We start from the raw sequence: 17,730 nt of genomic DNA on the forward strand, positions 1-17,730 counted from the left end.
TGCGAGGCCTTTACGGGCCTCGGTGTGCAGGGGAGGGGCTCGGCGGGCCTGTGGACAAAACGGATCATATGTGGCGGTCGGCTGTCTGAAATCCCCTCCGAGTGTGACTGAAATCTATCGCGGTGGCGCGAAGTCGCCCGGGAGTTCAGGGGCGTTCGGAGGCCTCGTTCCATGATCAAGAGCTGTGGACAGGGCGGATTGGCTGACCCTAGGATCCAGCTGGCCTGACCGGAGAGGGTCGGGGAATTGACCGAATCAGTCGCTGGATTTTCGATATTCGGGGGAAAAATTCAATGTCCAACCCCAACCCCACCGTGTGGAATGTCGTGCTGGACGCGGGAGCCGCCACCGACATTGTGCTCGCCGCCGATTTCCCGGTGACGGGGCGGAACGAGGGTGGATTCGCCGACCTGGCGCCCGGCCTGAATCTCGACTGCGCCCTGTGGCAGACGGTCGCCCCGGTCCGCGACCCCGGAACGGACGCGCTGGGCGAGGCGTACCTGGAGCCTTGGCTGTCGGAGGTGGCCGCGAGCGGCCGCAAGGTCCGTGCGGTCATGGGGTATTGCGCGGGCTCGGTGTTCGCGGGAGTCCTGGCCGAGAAGATCGCCGCACAGCAGGGAACCGCGCCGCGCGTGGTCGTCTTCGACCCCGAGCTCGTCGACGTGCCCACGGTCCACCTCCAGTTCGGGCGTGTCATCGGCAACATGACCACCGTTCTGACGGCGGAGGAGATCGAGGAGTTGTCCGGCACCGCCGAGCGGCTCGCCGCGAAGGACGACGTCGCGCCCGTCGAGTTCGCGGCCGGCCTCTACGCGGCCTTCCGGCCGATCGGCACCGCCGCGCTCCGCCGCGCCGGGCTGGACGAGGACTACGCCGGGGAACTGGTCGCGCTGGTCGGCTCGTTCATGTCCTACCTCGCCACCGCCGCCGGCCTCGACCCGCGGCCGGGCTGGCAGCGGGCCACCGTGATCACCTCCGCCAGCGAGCGGAGCGGGCTGAACCGGATGCGCACCACGCCGGGCATAGCCCCCATCGAGGTCGGCGACGAGCAGCGCTTCGAGGTCGAGCACCGCGATCTGCTGCGCACCCCCGAGGTCACGGCGTCCGTGGCCGGTGTGCTGGCCGCCCAGCCGGGAGCCGGCGCGTGAGCAACGACGACCTGCCGGCCGGTCACGTCCGCCCGCCCCGCAAGGAGCACACCCTCTGGCTGCTCGACGAGCTCGTCCCGGACAGCGGCGCCAACAACCTCTCGCTCGCGATACGGGTGCGCGGCCGCCTCGACGCCGCCGCCACCGCGAAGGCCGTACAACTGCTGGTGGAGCGCTTCGAGGTGCTGCGCACCGTCTACCACCGCGATGAAACCGGACTGATCAAGTCCGTACCGGCGTCCCTGGCCGTCGGTCTGGAGGAGGCGGAGCGGCACGGGGGCGCGGAGGACGAGCTCGCCGCCCTGACCGCCTTCGTGGCCGCGCCGTTCACCACGGACGGCAGCCCGCTCGTCCGGGCGCTGCTGTTGCACGGCCCGGACGCCGACGTCTTCTGCCTGGCGGTCCACCACGCCGTGTCCGACGTCCAGTCGACGGCGATCCTGCGCGCCGAGTTCGTCTCCCTCTACGAGGCGGTGGCCGCCGGTGAGCCGCCCGTGCTCGACGAGGTCCCCGCCTGGCACGGGCCGGAGACGTCCGAGGAGAGCCGGCAGTACTGGCGCGAGAAGATGGCGGGCTTCCGCTCGTCCGGCCTGGAACTGTGGTGCGAGCAGCGGGAACAGGCGGTGACCACCCTCCGGGGCGACGAGGTCACCCACGTCCTGTCGCCGGAGGCCCACGAGGTCGTGCGACGTCTGCAGCGCGAGCTGCGGGCTCCCGAGTCGGTCGTCCTCCTCACCGCCTACGCGGTCCTCCTCGCCGCTCACGGCGCAGGACCGGACCTGGCCATCGGCTCGCCGGTCAACACCCGTCCCCGCGAGGCGGTGAACACGGTCGGCTACCACAGCAACCTCGTCACCCTGCGCCTCCTGCTGGAGCGGAGCGCAAGCTTCCGGGACCTTGCCGCCCTGACCCGGCGGACGTTCATGGAAGCGATGGCGCACATGGACGTGCCCGCCGACGACGTCCTCGACATGGTCGAGCGCGACGGCTCGGGCTGGCGCAACACGCTGTTCAAGCACGTGTTCAACTACGTGCCCTTCGTGGAGGACCAGCGCACCTTCTCCGTCGCCGGCACCGAGGCCGAGCTGGTCGTCGTGGAGAACGGGTTCAGCCAGTTCGACCTGGAGTTCTTCGTCTCCGCCAGCCGGGAGAGCGCCACCGTGCGCGCCGTGTTCTACACCGGCGTGCTCGACCGCGCCGACGTCGAGCTGATGGTCCGCCGCTACGACGCCCTGCTCGTCGCCGTGGGCGCCGCGCTCGACGCCCCGCTCGCCTCGCTGCCCGTCTGGTCGCCGCAGGACCACGCCGTCATCGACGCGGCCAACGCGACGGACCGCGAGATCGGCCTGCCGACGGTCCTCGCGGGCTTCGCCCGCCGCGCCGCCGCGGCCCCCACGGCGCCGGCCGTCCGCGACGGCGACAGCACGGCCACGTACGGCACGCTGTGGTCCGCCGCGGCCGACACCGCCGCCCGGCTGACCGCGGCCGGCGTGCGGCGCGGCGACGTCGTCGCGCTGCTCCTGCCGCGCGGGGCGGCCCTGGCCGCCTCCGTGTTCGGCACCTGGCTCGCGGGCGCCGCCTACATGCCCCTCGACCCCAACCACCCCGCCGAGCGGCTGGCGTACCAGCTGGAGGACTCGGGTGCCCGGGCCGTGATCACCGGGGCGGGGACCGAGGCGCCCGCAGGCTACGCGACCGTACCCGCCGCCGACTGGGAGAACCTGCCCGAGGCGCCGGTGGACACGGCGGCGGCCGAGGCGGCCGGACCCGGCGACCTCGCCTACGTCATCTACACCTCGGGCTCGACCGGCAAGCCCAAGGGCATCCCGATCAAGCACCGCAGCCTCGTCAACCACATCGTCGACTACGCCGACCGCTTCGGCGTGGCCGGCTCGGCGCGCCCCACCGGCTGGCTCAGCACGTACAGCTTCGACACCTCGTCGCTCGAACTGATGATGCCGCTGCTGCACGGCGGGCACACCGTGGTGCTCCCGGACGCGGCGCGCACGGACGGCGACCTGCTGGCGGCGGCCGTCACCGCCCACGACATCGGCTTCCTGCAGGCGACCCCGACCACCTGGCGGCTGGTCGCCCGCGAGGCCGGCGAGGCGGTGGCCGGGCGCACGATCCTCACCGGCGGCGAGCCCCTTCCCGCCGAGCTGGCGGACACGCTGCTCGCGGCGGGCGCCGAGCTGTGGAACGTCTACGGGCCCACCGAGAGCACGATCTGGGCGACCGCGGGACGCATGAGCGCCGACCGCACCGGAAGGGTCGACGTCGGCTCGCCCGTCGCCAACACGCGCGTCTTCATCGCCGACCCCCACGGCAGGCCGCTGCCGGTCGGTGTGCGGGGAGAGCTGTGCGTCGCCGGCGTCGGCGTCGCCTCCGGATACCACGAGCGGCCCGGCATGACCGCCGAACGCTTCGGCGAGAACGCCGAGTACGGGCGGTTCCACCGCTCCGGCGACGTGGCCTCCTGGCGTCCGGACGGCCGCATCGACCTGTTCGGCAGGGTCGACCGGCAGGTCAAGCTGCGCGGCAACCGCATCGAGCTGGCGGAGGTGGAGGCCGTCCTGCTCAGCCACCCCGACGTCGAGGCCGCGGCCGTGGTCGTCGTCGGCGATCCCGGCGCGGACGGTTCCCTCGCCGCGTTCGTCCGGGTTCCGGGCCGCCCCGAAGCCGTCGACGAGCTCTGGGACCACGCCCACCGGCAGCTGCCGCGATCGGTGGTGCCGCACCGGTTCGTCGCCGTGGACGCCTTCCCCCGTACGGGCAGCGACAAGGTCGACTACCTGGCCCTCGCCGAGCGGGCGGCCGAGCAGCACGGCCCGGCCGTCGGCGGCGCTGCCGCCCAGGCGGCCGGCGACGACCTGACCGCGACCGTCCTGGGCCTCTTCACCGAGCTGCTGCAGCGTCAGGACCTGGACGCCGGCTCACACTTCTTCGCCAACGGCGGGCACTCGCTGATGGCTGCCACCCTCGCTCAGCGGATCAAGGACATCACCGGCGTCCGGCTCGCCCTGACCGATGTGTTCGAGACTCCCACCCCGGCAGCGCTGGCCGAGCGGCTGCGCCGGCTCGCCTGAGCGACCGAAAGAGAGACATCCCATGGAAATCCTCAAGCTGGCCGTCAGCGGCTGGTTCGCCCGGGCACTGGCGGTCGCCGCCAGGCTGGAGATAGCCGACATCCTCGACGGCGGTTCGATGACGCCGGCCGAGCTGGCCGAGCGCACCGAGACCGACCCCGAGGTGCTGTACCGCCTGCTGCAGATGCTGACCGTGCCGGGCGTGCTCGAGCGGGACGGCGAGAAGTTCCGCCTGTCCGAGGCCTACGCCCCGCTGCGCGCCGACCACCCCTTCACCCAGCGCCACTTCGCCATCCTCGCCGCCGAGCTGTACGACGACGCGTTCGCCGGCCTGATGCACACCGTCAAGACGGGCCGCTCGGGCTTCCAGGAGGTCTTCGGGCAGTCGCTCTACGCCTACCTGGAGAACGACGCCGAGACGGCCGAGCTCTTCGACAAGGGCATGGTCGACCTCGCGACGCCGGTCGCCCACTGCCTGGTCGAGAAGCACGACTTCGGCGGTGTGAAGACCATCGTCGACGTCGGCGGCGGCAGCGGCGGCCTGCTGCCCGGCATCCTGGCCGCCCACCCGGGCGCCCGGGGCACCGTGGCCGACCGCGCCAGCGTCTGCGCCCGGGGCCGCGAGGGCCTGGGCCGGGTCGCGGACGAGGCGGTCCTGGAGCGGATCACCTTCACGCCGAGCGACTTCTTCGCGGAGGTGCCCGCGGGCGCCGACCGCTACCTGCTGAAGAACGTGCTGCACGACTGGACGTACGACAACTGCGTCCGCATCCTCGGCACCGTCGCCACCGCCATGGCCGGCAGCGCCGAGGGCGCCCGCCTGCTCGTGGTGGAGCCGCTGGTGGAGAACGACATCGACGGCTGGCGGGCGATGTTCCAGGCCGTGGCCTGCGACGAGGGCACCCTCGGTCTGGACGAGCCGGGCATGCGCCGCGCCCTGGAGGAGGCCGGCTTCGCGGTGGAGTCCGTGACGCAGCTGCCCACCGGCCACAAGGTCCTCGAAGCATCCCTGCGCGCCGCCTGATGCTCACGCCCGTCTTCCTGTTCGCGGGCCAGGGCTCGCAGTACCACGGGATGGGCAGGTGGCTCCACGGGGCGGACCCCGTCTTCCGCGAGAGTCTCGACTCCCTCGACGCGGTCGTCCGCCAGGCGCGCGGCGACTCGGTCATCGAGGCGATCCACGCGGACGGGCACGGCCCCGAGCGCCCGATGACGCGCTTCGCGCTCACCCAGCCGGCGATCTTCATGGTCGAGTACGCCCTGGCGCAGATGCTGAGGTCGCACGGGTTCGAACCCGGTGCGGTGCTCGGCGCCAGCCTGGGCGAGGTGGCCGCGGCGGCGGTCGCGGGGGTCGTCGATCCCCGCGACTGCCTGCGCTCTCTGCTGCGCCAGACCGAGCTGTTCGAGAGCGAGTGCCCCCGCGGGGGCATGCTCGCCGTCCTCGCCGACGTGGGGCTCGCCCGGCGCGACCCGGTCCTGGCGGCGGCCCACGTGGCCGCCGTCAACTCGCCGGAGAACTTCGTCCTGGCGGGCACCGCCGGCGACCTGGACCGCATCGAGCGGCACCTCGTCGCCTCCGGCGTCCTCTGCCAGCGGCTGCCCGTCCTGTTCCCCTTCCACTCGCCCCTGATGGACCCGGTGGAAGGCGCCTTCAAGGACCTGATCGGCGGATTGGCCATGAGGCCCGCCACCCTCCCGCTGATCTCCGGCACCACCGGCGCGACCGTGCACCTCCCGGACCCGGCCCACCTGTGGCGGGTGCTGAGGGACCCGTTCGACCTGACCAAGGCCCTCGCCCCGCTCCTGGAGCGGGACGACCTGCTCTTCCTCGACCTGGGCCCCTCCGGTTCCATGGCGAACCTGGTGCGGGCCGCCCTGCCGCCCGGCAGCACCTCCCGCGTGCTGCCGCTGCTGTCCCCGTACGCCCGCGACGAGGTGCTGTACCGGGCCGTGCTCGACACGCGCCCGCTCCTCGCCGCCCCCGCACGACGAACCGAGGTGAAACCCATGAGCACCCCCGTGGCGACGCAGGACCGCACCGCCGCCGGCGGGAAGACCCTCGACGTCTACGTCTTCCCCGGGCAGGGCGCACAGGCCAAGGGGATGGGCCGGGAGGTCTTCGACCGCTTCCCCGATCTCGTCGCCCGCGCCGACGCCGTGCTCGGCTACTCCCTCCGCGAGCTGTGCCTGGAGGACCCCGGACGCAACCTGCGCGACACCCGCTACACCCAGCCCGCGCTGTACACCGTCGACGCCCTCACCTGGCTGGCGGCCGTCGGCGAGGGCGGGCGGCTGCCCGACTACGTCCTCGGCCACAGCCTCGGCGAGTTCGCCGCGCTCTTCGCCGCCGGCGTCTTCGACTTCGAGACCGGCCTGCGCCTGGTCGCCGAGCGCGGCCGGCTCATGGGACAGGTCACGGGCGGCACCATGGCCGCCGTCTCGGCGGTCGACGCCGCGCTCGTCGAGCGGGTCCTGCGGGAGGGCGGCCTCGACGAGATCGACATCGCCAACTACAACGCGCCCAGCCAGACGGTGATCGCCGGCCCCGTGGACGCGGTCAACCGCGCCCTGCCCCTGCTCAAGGAGGCGGGGGCCCGCTGCGCACCCCTCAACGTCAGCGCCCCCTTCCACAGCAGGTACATGGCGGCGGCCGCCGAGGAGTTCGGCCGGCTGCTGGAGCGCACCCCCTTCGCGGCACCGAAGATCCCCGTGATCAGCAACGTCCACGCCAGGCCCTACGAGGCGGGTGAGGTGGCCGCCACGCTGCGCCGCCAGATCGCCTCGCCGGTGCGCTGGACCGACAGCGTCCGGCTCCTGATGGGCCTGGGCGACCTGCGGGTGCGCGAGCTCGGCCCGGGCCAGGTGCTGACGAAGCTCGTCGACCGGATCCGCACCGAGGCCACCCCGCTCCCCGCGGCGGAGACCACCGTGACCGCGGCGGAGACCACCCCGCCCGCGGCCCCGGTCGCACCGGCGACGGTCTCCGCCGGGCCCGCGCGCAGCCGCACCACTGCCGAGTCGCTGGGCTCGGAGGCCTTCCGCCGGGACTACGGCGTACGCCTCGCCTACGCCGCGGGCGGCATGCGGCACGGCGTCAGCTCGGTCGACCTGGTCGCCCGGATGGCCCGCGCCGGCCTGCTGTCCTACTTCGGTGCCTCGGGACTCACCCCCGCCGAGACGGCGGCAGCGGTGGAGCGGATCCGCGAACGCGTCCCCGCCGGAGCGCCGTTCGGCGTCAACGTCACCCACGACCCCTTCGACCCGGCCGCCGAGGACGCCCTGGTGGACGTGCTGGTCCGGCACGACGTCCGGTTCGTGGAGGCCGCCACCCACGTCGAGGTGACGCCCGCGCTCGTACGCCACCGCCTGACCGGCGCCCGGGTGCTCCCCGACGGCACCGTGCACGTGCCCCGCAAGCTGCTGGCGAAGGTCACCCGGCCCGACGCCGCCCGCCTGTTCCTGTCCCCGCCGCCCGCCGCACTGGTGCACCGGCTGGTGGCCCAGGGCCTGCTGACCGCGCAGGAGGCGGAGGCCGGGCAGCGCGTTGCGCTGGCGGACGACGTCTGCGCGGTCGGCGACGCGGGCGACCACTCCGACATGGCGACCCTGTGGGCGCTGCTGCCCGCGCTGCGCCGGCTGCGCGCAGGGCTGGGCGGCGTCGCCGAGGCGGTGCGCATCGGTGCCGGCGGCGGGATCGGCACCCCGGAGTCGGCCGCGGCCTCCTTCGTGCTGGGCGCCGACTTCGTCCTCACCGGCTCCGTCAACCTGTGCACGGCCGAGAGCGGGATCAGCGCCGCGGCCAAGGACCTGCTCCAGGACGCCGACGTGCACGACACCGCGTTCGCGCCCTACGGCGACCTGTTCGAGCTGGGCGGGCGGGCGCGCGTGCTGCGCAAGGGAGTGCTCTTCCACGCCCGCGCGGGCAAGCTGCACGACCTGTGGCGCAACTACGACGCCTGGGAGGCGGTGCCCGCCGCGGTGCGCTCCAAGGTCGAGCGCGACTACCTCGGCGCCTCGTTCGACGAGGTCTGGGCCCGCCTGGGCCGCACCGCCGAACACGGCCTCGACCCCAAGCGGCGTATGGCGCTGGTCTTCCGCTGGTACTGCGCACAGGCGAGCACGTGGGCGATCGACGGCACCCCCGGCCGCGTCGCCGACTACCAGGTGCCCTGCGGACCGGCGCTGGGGGCGTGCAACCAGTGGCTGGCCCGCACGCCGCTGCAGGCGTGGCGGGACCGGCACGCCGACGAACTCGCCGACCGCCTGATGACCGAGGCCGCCGCCGTCGCCGGCCCGGCGGCCTGAACCCCGCGGACCGGCACCGGAAGGGCCCGGTGCCGGTCAGGGGCCCGAGCCGGGCGTGGCGAAGCGACACCGAGCACGAAACGAAACACACCGAGCAAGAAGCGAGGCCGACCCCATGACCGAAACCTCCGCTCCGGAGCCCTCCACCGGGCCGGGCGCCCAGACCACCGAGTTCGACCTGTCCGACCCGGCGTTCATCACCGACCCGGCGGCGGGCGAGCGGTGGCTGAGCGGCCCCCGGCCGGTGTGCCCGGGGAAGTTCGCCGACGGCAGCCCCATCTGGGTGGCCACCGGCTACCAGGACGTCCGCAAGGTGCTGAGCGAGCCCACGCTGCGCAGCCGCCCGCCGGGCGACTCCCACCGCGAGTCCATGCTCAGCAGGGGCATCCCCGAGGACATCGTCGACATGTTCGACTCGACGCTGCTGACCATGGACGGCGAGGACCACATGCGCGTGCGGAGGCTCGTCACGCGCGCGCTGTCCGCCCGGCGGATGCAGACGCTCACGCCGGCGATCAACCGCGTGGCGCACCGTCTGCTCGACGACCTCGCCGCCAAGCCCGAGCCCGACCTGATCGCGGACTACGCGCACCCGCTGGCCATCATCGTCATCTGCGAGCTGCTCGGCGTCGACGAGGGCTACCGCGAGCAGTGGCGCGAGTGGAGCGAGACGCTGGCGGCGGCCCTGCGCCCGAACCCCGAGCAGTTCGCCCCGGCGGTGCGCGGCATGGCCCGCGTGACCAGGGAGCTGATCGAGGCCCGCCAGGCCGAGCCCCGCGACGACCTCATCTCCGAGCTCGTGCAGATCCACGAGCAGGACAGCGAGCGGCTGACCGACGACGAGCTGGTGGCCCTGGCCATGGTCCTCGTCCAGGCCGGTCACGAAACCGTCCGCAACCTCATCGCGCTCGGCGTCTTCACCCTGCTCCAGCACCCCGACCAGCTGAAGCAGCTCAAGGACGACCCGTCCATCGCCGCCCGGGCGGTCGTCGAACTCGTACGCCACACCGCACCGGTGAAGCACACCTTCCGGCGCTTCGCCACCGAGCCGGTCGAGATCGGCGGAGTGACGGTGCAGCCCGGCGAGGCCATCCAGGTCGTCCTGGCCGCGGCCAACCGCGACCCCGAGGAGTTCGACCGGCCGGAGGCGCTGGACCTCACCCGCGAGCACAACCCCCACCTGGGCTTCGGCCGCGGCGCGCACTACTGCCTGGGCGCCAGCCTCGCCCTGATCGAGGGGGAGGTCGCGCTGAACGCCCTGTTCGAGCGGTTCCCCGACCTGGAGCTGGCGGCCGACCCGGCGGAGATCGCCCCGCGCTACCTGCTCTCCATGCAGCGGCTCCCCGTGCGCCTGTCGCCGGCGCCGACGACCTGCCCCGTGACCGGGTGAAGGGAGAGAACACGATGTACCGAGAGATGTTCAAGTCCAAGATCCACCGGGCCACGGTGACCCAGGCGGACCTGCACTACGTCGGATCCGTCACCATCGACGCCACCCTGATGGCCGCCGCGAACCTGCTGCCGGGGGAGAAGGTCGACATCGTCGACATCGACAACGGCGCCCGGCTGAGCACCTACGTCATCGAGGGGGAGGCCGGCAGCGGGATCATCGGCATCAACGGCGCCGCCGCCCGGCTCGTCAGCCCCGGCGACCTCGTCATCATCATCTCCTACGCCACCATGAGCGACGAGCAGGCCCGGTCGTACGAGCCCAGCGTCGTCTTCGTCGACGCCGGCAACCGGCCCGTCAGCACCGGCTCGGACCCCGCCGACGTGCCCGACGGCTTCGGCCTGGTGCGCGGCGACACCGTCAGCACGTGACCACCCCCGCCCCGCCCATCGGAGAACGCACATGAGTTCCACACCTGACGTCATGGCCGCCTTCACCAGCGGTCTCGCGGACATCAACCTCGACGACTCCGGCGCCCCGCGCACCAGCGAGAAGTCCGCCGGCATGAAGTCGGCCAGCGCCACCATCTACGACATGGCCGCCACGCTGTCCGGCAAGGGCGACCTGTGGAACTGGGGCATGTTCGACGCGGACCTCGCCGAGGAGATCCGGGCCCGCGTGCCCGGGTTCGGCGCGCCGTGGACCGACGGCTTCAGCGAGCAGCTCTACTTCCTCGCCCTGCGGGACCTCCCGATCGACCTGGACGACTACGCGGGCAAGGAGGTGCTGGAGGTCGGCTGCGGCATGGGGGAGGGCCTGAACTTCCTCTCCCGCGTCGCCCCCGGCGCGCGGATGACCGGCCTGGACCTGTCGCCGAAGGCCGTCGCCCGGGCGACGGCCACGCTCTCCCGGGGCGACGCGCTGCGCTTCGTGCACGGCGACGCGGAGGACCTGCCCTTCGAGGACGGCTCGGTGGACGTGCTCGTCAACATCGAGAGCTCGCACACCTACCCCGACCTCGGCAAGTTCCTGCGCGAGGCCGCGCGCGTGCTGCGCCCCGGCGGCCACCTGAGCCACATCGACGTCTACACCCGGCAGCGCACCGCGACCATGCGGCAGGCGGCCGAGGAGACCGAGGGCCTGGACTGGATCGCCGACAACGACATCTCGGACCGGGTCCGCGCGGCCGTGCGCCGCCGGATGGCGCCCAACAGCCACTTCCGCGCCATGCTCGGCAAGCAGCGGATGAACCCGCTGATGCGGCAGGTCGTCGCGCACAGCCAGATCCTCATGTTCGGCGGCATGTTCGCCGGCTACCAGCCGCCCTCCTCGATCAAGGTGCTCAGCAAGCTGGGCATCGTGCCGTGGATGAGCGGGCTGCCGATGGAGAGCTACCGCCACCAGATCGCCGTCCGCCGATGACCCGGCCCCCGGCGACCGGCCGTTCCGACCGAAGGGGGGAGCCGTGAGCGCCCAGCTGTTCGCCGTCGCCGCCGGCAGCGAGGACCTCCTCACCGCCGTCCTGCACGCGCACCTGGACCGGGTCCGGGCCGGGCGGTCGCTGCCGCCGCTGGCCCGGTACTGCCACGACGCCGCGACGTCCACGGCCGGCCCGCACCGGGTGGCGCTCGCCGTCGAATCGTACGCCGACCTGGAGCAGCAGCTCGAAGAGGTGTGCGCGGGCGAGGCGGAGCGCCTCCCGGCGGAACTCGCGGCCCGGCGCCCCCGGCTCGTGTTCGTCTTCGCCGGGCAGGGCGCCCAGTGGCACGGCATGGGCCGCGAACTGCTCGCCACCGAACCGGTCTTCCGGGACACGTTCGACCGCTGCGACGAGCTGGTCCGCGAGTTCGCCGGCTTCTCCGCCGCCGGGCAGCTGCGGCTGCCCGACGGGGAGTCCCGGCTCGGCGAACTGGACTTCCTGCAGCCGACGGTGGTCTCCCTGCAGATCGCCCTCACGGCCCTGTGGCGCAGCTGGGGCGTGACGCCCGACGCGGTGGTCGGGCACAGCATGGGGGAGATCGCCGCGGCGCACACCGCGGGGGCGCTGACCCTGCGCGAGGCCATGATGATCGCCTGCCGGCGCAGCGCGCTGCTGCGCCGGATCGCCGGCAAGGGGGCGCTGGCCGCGACGGAACTCTCGCCCGACGAGGCGCAGGCCGTCGCCGCGGCCAGCGGCGGCGCGATCAGCGTCGCCGGGGAGAACAGTCCCCGCTCCACCGTCCTGGCCGGTGACGCCCGTTCGCTCGCCGCGCTCGTCGAGGACCTGGACCGGCGGGACGTCTACTGCCGGGTGATCAGGAGTACGGTCGCCTCCCACAGCCCGTACGTCGACGAACTGCGCGAGGACCTCGGCTCCGCCCTGGAGTCGCTGGCACCCGCGCCCACCCGGATACCGATGTACTCGACCGTGACGGCCGGGCCGGTGCCCGGCACCGGGCTCGGGGCCGGGTACTGGATGCGCAACCTCCGCGAGCCGGTGCGGTTCGCCGCCGCGGTGGAGAACCTGTTCGCCGCGGGGCACGAGGTGTTCGTCGAGATCAGCACGCACCCCGTGCTGCTCAGTCCCGTACGGCAGACGCTCGAACACGGCGAACGGGAGGGCTGGTTGCTGCCCTCGGGCAGACGGGGGAAGGAGCGCCGGTCGGTGCTCTCCTCGCTCGGCGCGCTCTACGCCTGCGGTCGCGAGCCGGACTGGTCCGCGCTGTTCCCGGGCGGGCCCGCGACGGCTCTGACTCCGTATCAGGCCGCGGTGCTGGGCGCCGCGCGCCTGCCCAGGCCGGTGCCGGCCGGAGCGGCGGCGTAACAGCGGGAAGGCCGTGGGCCCGGGTCCGTACGGACCCGGGCCCACGGCCTCCGGTGCTTTTCCGTGCTTGCGGGGCGTCAGCGGCCCTTGCGGTTGATCTTGATGCTGGCCCGGTCGGTCGACACCGACTGCAGGTCGCGGCAGTCGGCCCCGAGCCGGCGGACGGCGGCGGTGCACAGTTCCTCGGCCATCCCGTGCACGAGGGCCTCGGGGTCCTTCTCGTCGGCGGGGATCAGCACGCGGAAGGTGAATCCGTTGAGCGCCCGCTCGTAGGTGACGGTGCCCTCCTCGGTGAACCGCGCGCTGAACACGTCGTGCTGACTCGCGACGGCCTGCAGCGCAACGCGCTGCTCATCGCTCAGCTGCGCGAACTTGCCCTTGGTGAGGACCTGGTAGGTCGTACTGCTCATGTCGGGTGTCTCCAAATGCGTGGGGTGTCGGGGCCTTCGGCCGGCGTGCTGCCGGCCGGCGCGCGGCCTAGGCCGTCTCCTCCCGCCGCACCCGGTGGTGGGGCAGGAGGAACAGCAGGCCGGCGACCGGTACGAGACCGGCGGCGGCCCAGTACAGGGTCTCGCTGTAGGTGGCGACGAACGTCTTGGTGCGGATCTCGCCGAGCGCGCTGCCGACCACGCTCACCTGCGCGGGGTCGCTCTTCTCGACGAGCGTGGTGCAACTGCCCGGCACCTTCGTCAGGTCGTCCTGGCCGAGCGAGTCGGTCGCGCAGGTCCTGACCCCCGCGGCCTGCTCGGCGACCACCGTCGGGTGGGACGGAAGGACCCGGTCGGCCTGGGGCCCGGCGTTGCCGGCCAGGGCGGAGAAGAAGATGCCGCCGATGATCGCGACGCCCAGCGCGGCGCCGAGCTGACCGGTCGCGTTGATGATGCCGGAGGCGGCACCGGCCTCCTGCGGCTTGACTTCCCGCAGGACCAGCGCGGTCAGCGGGGGCATCAGCAGGCCCATGCCGGAACCGAGCAGGACCATGGACGGGGCGGCGTGCCACGAGGTCATGTCCGAGCCCAGGTGGCCGGCGGCCCAGGCGTACGAGACGACGCCCGCCAGCATGCTCAGCGCGCCCGCGAGCAGGCAGTACCGGCCGTAGAGCGGGAAGAGCTTGCGCACGGTCAGGCCGCCGACGAGCGGTACGCACACCGAGAAGGGAATGGCGGTCAGACCGGTGTGGAGCGCGGACCAGCCGAGGCCGCCCTGCAGGTAGAGCGTCCAGCTGAGGAAGAAGCCCGCGGGGATGGCGCTGAAGAGCAGCTGCACGCCGATGCCGGCGCTGAACGCGCGGACCTTGAACAGGGACAGGCTCACCAGGGGAGAGCCGTCCTTGCGGGTCTTGTGGCGCTGATGCACCACGAACAGCGCGAGGACGGGCAGCGCGGCGACGAGCGCGACGATGCTCCAGACCGGCCAGTCGAGCTCGCGCCCGAGCGTCAGGGGAAGCATCAGGAGCAGCAGGCCCACGATGGCCAACAGCATGCCGACGATGTCGAGCCGCTGGGCGTGCGGGGACTTCGTCTCCCGCATCCACGCGGCCGCACCGGCCAGGGCCGCCACGCCGATGGGGAGGTTGACGACGAAGATGCTCCGCCAGCCGAGGTCCAGCGGGCTCCACTCGACGAGGGCGCCTCCGACGACCGGACCGGAGACGATGGCCAGGCCGATCATGCTCGCGTAGAGGCTGACGACGCGGCCGACCTCCTGGGGCGCGAAGGTGACGTGGATGAGCGCCAGGACCTGGGGCACCATGATCGCGGCGGCCAGGCCCTGCAGCGCGCGGGAGGCGACCAGCATCTCGGTGTTCTGTGCGGCGGCGCACAGGGCCGACGCGACGACGAACGCGGCGACACCGGTGAGGAACATCCGCTTGCGGCCGAAGATGTCACCGAGCCGGCCGCCCGTGATCAGCAGGACCGCGAAGCTCAGCGTGTATCCGGCCGTCATCGCCTGGACGGCGACGGCCGAGGCGCCCAGGTCGCGCTGGATGCTGGGGATCGCCACCGTGATGATGTTGGAGTCGAGCAGGTCCATGAAGGTGGCGACCAGCAGGACGGTCAGCGCGAGCCATCGCTTGGGGTCCGGCTCGGGAGCGTCGGGCAGTAAGGGCGTTTCGGGGGCGGTCGGTTGCTCCGTCTGCCCTGCCTTGTTCATGGATTCTTCTCCAGGTCGTCAAATGGTTGCGTGTCGGACGGGTGCGTGTCGGACGGGCGCATGCCGGAGGGTTGTGCTCCGCCGGTGCCGGCCAGAGCGGTCCAGGACCTCATCAGGAGCTCCACCACGTCGACGACCGTGTCCGTGCTGCTGTCGGCGGGGGAGAGCACCCGCTGGATGGCCAGGCCGTCGTCCAGCGCGTGCACGACGAGGGCCAGCAGCTCGACGGGGGCCGGGGTGTTCACGCCGCGCGCGGCGAAGCCCTGCTCCAGTCCCTGGGCCAGGGCCGTGCGGGAGCGGCGCTCGAGGTCCGCCAGCACCGGCAGCAGCTCGGGGCTGTCCCGCAGTCCGTAGAGCCAGAGTTCGGTGCGCAGGGCGAGCCAGCCGGCGAGGTTGCGGTCGCGCTCGACGTGCCAGGAGCGCAGGTGCTCGATCATCTCGTCGTAGGAGCCCGCCCGGCGGCTCATCGCCTGGACTTCCTCCAGCTCGTGCCGGGTCCGCTGGTCGAGCAGGGCCAGGACGAGCTCGTGCTTTCCCTTGAAGTTGCCGTAGAACGCACCGCGGGTGTAGCCGGCGCGCTCCACGATCTGCTCGACCGAGGTGCCGTTCACCCCTTGCTCGGCGAAGAGTTCGGCCGCCGACCGCAGGAGCTGCTCACGGGTGAGTTCCCGGCTCTGCTGCCGGGTGAGCCGTTTGGTGATGGTGATCGCCTCCCTGGCGAGCCGCTGGGATACGAGAATGTATCTCAATACAGTCCTGTATCTGAAGCGGAGTCAAGAAGCCGGGAAGGGCCGTCCGTACGACGAAGGGCTGCCACCGTCCCCGGAGGGTCGGTGGCAGCCCTTGCGCGAGCGGGGGTCAGCCGGCCTGCGGCGCCGGGACGCGGAAGCGGTTGATGGCCGTCAGGTGCTTCTCGCGCAACTCGTGGTCACGCACGCCGAGTCCCTCCTGCGGGGCCAGGGCGAGGACCCCGACCTTGCCCAGGTGCAGGTTGCGGTGCACGTCGTGCAGCGCCTGCCCGGTCTCCTCCAGTGCGTAGGTCCGCGACAGCGTGGGGTGGATCCTGCCCTTGGCGATGAGGCGGTTGGCCTCCCACGCCTCGCGGTAGTTGGCGAAGTGAGAGCCGACGATCCGCTTCAGCGACATCCACAGGTAGCGGTTGTCGTACTCGTGCTTGTAGCCCGAGGTGGAGGCGCAGGTGACGATCGTGCCGCCCTTGCGCGCCACGAAGACCGAGGCGCCGAAGGTCTCGCGGCCGGGGTGCTCGAAGACGATGTCGACGTCCTCGCCGCCGGTCAGCTCGCGGATGCGCTTGCCGAAGCGCTTCCACTCCCGCGGATCCTGCTCGTGCTCGTCCTTCCAGAACCGGTAGTCCTCGGCGGAGCGGTCGATGACGGCCTCGGCGCCCATGGCGCGGCAGATCTCCGCCTTCTGCTCGCTGGACACCACGCAGACGGGGTTCGCCCCGCCCGCCAGTGCGAACTGGGTGGCGAACGCGCCGACTCCGCCGGAGGCTCCCCAGATCAGGACGTTGTCGCCCTGCTTCATCCCCGCGCCGTTGCGGGACACCAGCTGGCGGTACGCCGTGGAGGCCACGAGCCCCAGGGTGCCGGCCTCCTCCCAGGTGAGGTGGGCCGGTTTGGGCATCAGCTGATTGGCCCGGACCAGGGCCAGCTCGGCGAGCCCGCCGAAGTTGGTCTCGTAGCCCCAGATGCGCTGTTCGGGGTCGAGCATCGTGTCGCCGTGGCCGTCCGGTGACTCCAGCTCCACCGACAGGCAGTGCGCGACGACCTCGTCGCCGGGCTTCCAGGCGTGCACGCCCGGCCCGGTGCGCAGGACGACGCCCGCCAGGTCCGAGCCTATGACGTGGTACGGCAGGTCGTGCCGCCGGGCGAGCGGGGAGCGGGCTCCGTACCGGGCGAGGAAGTCGAAGGTCGGCAGCGGTTCGAAGACCGAGGACCAGACGGTGTTGTAATTCACAGAGCTGGCCATCACGGCGACCAGGGCTTCGCCCGGGCCGAGTTCGGGGACCGGGACCTCGTCGAGGTGCACGGACTTGCGCGGGTCCTTCTCCCGCCCGGCGAGCCCGGCGAACATGTCCGTCTCGCCCTTGTGCAGGGTGACGGCCCGGTAGGAGCCGGGAAGGGCGAGTGCGGCGAAGTCCTCCGGTGCCGCTTCTCCGCTCACGATGGCACTGACGATGTCCTGCATGCGATGTCCTCGGAAGTGGGAGACGTACGGGTGGTGCGGTCGGCGCGCGGTCGGCGCACCGAGCGGGTTCGGGGAAACGGCGGCGCCGCGCGCCGATCGGATGCGGCGGGGCGGGGTCGGCGGCCGGGTGCCGGCGCCACGAGTGCAGTGGCCGTGAATGCGGCGCCGTCACGGGTGACGGTACGCCACCGGCTCGTGTCTTTTCGCCCGCGCGTCACGACGTCGGTTTCCCCTGGGTAACAGGTAGACGTCAGAGGGGCCGTGAAGAGTTCCATGACGGCAAGATGCGGAAGTACCCATTCCAGAAGGCTGGTTCCAGCACCCTGGAACGATCGATTCCGGCCACGTGCGGGTCCGGCCCCGGGGGGAGGGGGTCGTGCGGTCCGCCCCCATGGGCCATACGGCCCTATCGGACGGTTCGGGGGCGAATCCGGTTTCTGAGCATCCGTCATAAGTGAAAAATCAACGCTTGCAGAAACGTTAATGATCGTCCAAGATGCGTTCTGTCGAAGCACGTGATCGAGCCTCGGACCAGCAGGTTTGACCTTCACGTGACAGACGGTTCCACTGAGGGCCGCCATCGCGCCGGCGGATCGCCGCGCCTCGCACGGCCTTCAGAGCAATGCGTCACAA

The 17,730-nt window shown here is 72.3% G+C and carries 12 protein-coding genes; 8 read left to right on the forward strand and 4 right to left on the reverse strand.

The genetic code is table 11. From position 1 onward, the window contains the following. Positions 1-293 precede the first annotated feature (293 nt). The 8 genes from NQU55_RS08505 to NQU55_RS08540 all read left to right on the forward strand — a co-directional run bounded on the left by NQU55_RS08505 (position 294) and on the right by NQU55_RS08540 (position 12,732). Complete coding sequence (locus NQU55_RS08505; RefSeq protein WP_168092375.1) at positions 294-1,148, forward strand: hypothetical protein; 855 nt, start codon at positions 294-296, stop codon at positions 1,146-1,148. After that, positions 1,145-4,234: a non-ribosomal peptide synthetase gene (locus NQU55_RS08510; RefSeq protein WP_168092376.1), complete on the forward strand. Its 3,090-nt coding sequence runs from the start codon at positions 1,145-1,147 to the stop codon at positions 4,232-4,234. The genes NQU55_RS08505 and NQU55_RS08510 overlap by 4 nt, the downstream gene beginning before the upstream one ends. A gap of 22 nt (positions 4,235-4,256) precedes the next feature. Further along, complete coding sequence (locus tag NQU55_RS08515) at positions 4,257-5,258, forward strand: methyltransferase (protein ID WP_256790181.1); 1,002 nt, start codon at positions 4,257-4,259, stop codon at positions 5,256-5,258. Beyond that, complete coding sequence (gene fabD / locus NQU55_RS08520) at positions 5,258-8,539, forward strand: ACP S-malonyltransferase (RefSeq protein ID WP_168091320.1); 3,282 nt, start codon at positions 5,258-5,260, stop codon at positions 8,537-8,539. Before NQU55_RS08515 ends, fabD begins: the two co-directional genes overlap by 1 nt. Before the next feature lie 115 nt (positions 8,540-8,654). Next, entirely contained in the window at positions 8,655-9,929 is a 1,275-nt protein-coding gene (locus NQU55_RS08525) for a cytochrome P450 family protein (protein ID WP_168091319.1), read from the forward strand. Positions 9,930-9,943: 14 nt separating this feature from the next. After that, positions 9,944-10,360 (forward strand): aspartate 1-decarboxylase, encoded by a 417-nt coding sequence (panD, locus tag NQU55_RS08530; protein ID WP_168091318.1) that lies wholly within the window; start codon positions 9,944-9,946, stop codon positions 10,358-10,360. Between the two features lie 31 nt (positions 10,361-10,391). Beyond that, positions 10,392-11,351: a class I SAM-dependent methyltransferase gene (locus NQU55_RS08535; RefSeq protein ID WP_168091317.1), complete on the forward strand. Its 960-nt coding sequence runs from the start codon at positions 10,392-10,394 to the stop codon at positions 11,349-11,351. Between the two features lie 43 nt (positions 11,352-11,394). Beyond that, positions 11,395-12,732, forward strand: a complete 1,338-nt coding sequence (locus NQU55_RS08540; RefSeq protein WP_168091316.1) for an acyltransferase domain-containing protein — start codon at positions 11,395-11,397, stop codon at positions 12,730-12,732. 77 nt (positions 12,733-12,809) lie between these two features. Here NQU55_RS08540 and NQU55_RS08545 read toward each other — a convergent pair whose 3' ends face one another. The 4 genes from NQU55_RS08545 to ccrA all read right to left on the reverse strand — a co-directional run bounded on the left by NQU55_RS08545 (position 12,810) and on the right by ccrA (position 17,097). Continuing rightward, complete coding sequence (locus tag NQU55_RS08545) at positions 12,810-13,142, reverse strand: DUF6204 family protein (protein WP_168091315.1); 333 nt, start codon at positions 13,140-13,142, stop codon at positions 12,810-12,812. A gap of 67 nt (positions 13,143-13,209) precedes the next feature. After that, the gene (locus NQU55_RS08550) at positions 13,210-14,886 is read right to left on the reverse strand and encodes an MFS transporter (protein WP_168091314.1); all 1,677 of its coding nucleotides are present in this window, start codon (positions 14,884-14,886) and stop codon (positions 13,210-13,212) included. Beyond that, positions 14,883-15,635, reverse strand: coding sequence for a TetR/AcrR family transcriptional regulator (locus NQU55_RS08555; protein ID WP_206328944.1), 753 nt, complete (start codon positions 15,633-15,635; stop codon positions 14,883-14,885). The genes NQU55_RS08550 and NQU55_RS08555 overlap by 4 nt, the downstream gene beginning before the upstream one ends. A 109-nt stretch (positions 15,636-15,744) precedes the next feature. Then, on the reverse strand, positions 15,745-17,097 hold the full coding sequence (gene ccrA, locus NQU55_RS08560; protein WP_168091313.1) for a crotonyl-CoA carboxylase/reductase: 1,353 nt from the start codon (positions 17,095-17,097) through the stop codon (positions 15,745-15,747). Positions 17,098-17,730 lie beyond the last annotated feature (633 nt).

The organism is Streptomyces telluris (assembly GCF_024519335.1).
GTDB classification, from domain to species: Bacteria; Actinomycetota; Actinomycetes; order Streptomycetales; family Streptomycetaceae; genus Streptomyces; species Streptomyces telluris.

Excerpts from the sequence above, each read along its gene's own strand:
- ccrA (WP_168091313.1), bottom strand. The coding sequence starts at position 17,097 with ATGCAGGACATCGTCAGTGCCATCGTGAGCGGAGAAGCGGCACCGGAG.
- NQU55_RS08525 (WP_168091319.1), top strand. The coding sequence starts at position 8,655 with ATGACCGAAACCTCCGCTCCGGAGCCCTCCACCGGGCCGGGCGCCCAG.
- NQU55_RS08515 (WP_256790181.1), top strand. The coding sequence starts at position 4,257 with ATGGAAATCCTCAAGCTGGCCGTCAGCGGCTGGTTCGCCCGGGCACTG.
- NQU55_RS08545 (WP_168091315.1), bottom strand. The coding sequence starts at position 13,142 with ATGAGCAGTACGACCTACCAGGTCCTCACCAAGGGCAAGTTCGCGCAG.
- fabD (WP_168091320.1), top strand. The coding sequence starts at position 5,258 with ATGCTCACGCCCGTCTTCCTGTTCGCGGGCCAGGGCTCGCAGTACCAC.
- NQU55_RS08550 (WP_168091314.1), bottom strand. The coding sequence starts at position 14,886 with ATGAACAAGGCAGGGCAGACGGAGCAACCGACCGCCCCCGAAACGCCC.
- NQU55_RS08535 (WP_168091317.1), top strand. The coding sequence starts at position 10,392 with ATGAGTTCCACACCTGACGTCATGGCCGCCTTCACCAGCGGTCTCGCG.
- NQU55_RS08505 (WP_168092375.1), top strand. The coding sequence starts at position 294 with ATGTCCAACCCCAACCCCACCGTGTGGAATGTCGTGCTGGACGCGGGA.
- panD (WP_168091318.1), top strand. The coding sequence starts at position 9,944 with ATGTACCGAGAGATGTTCAAGTCCAAGATCCACCGGGCCACGGTGACC.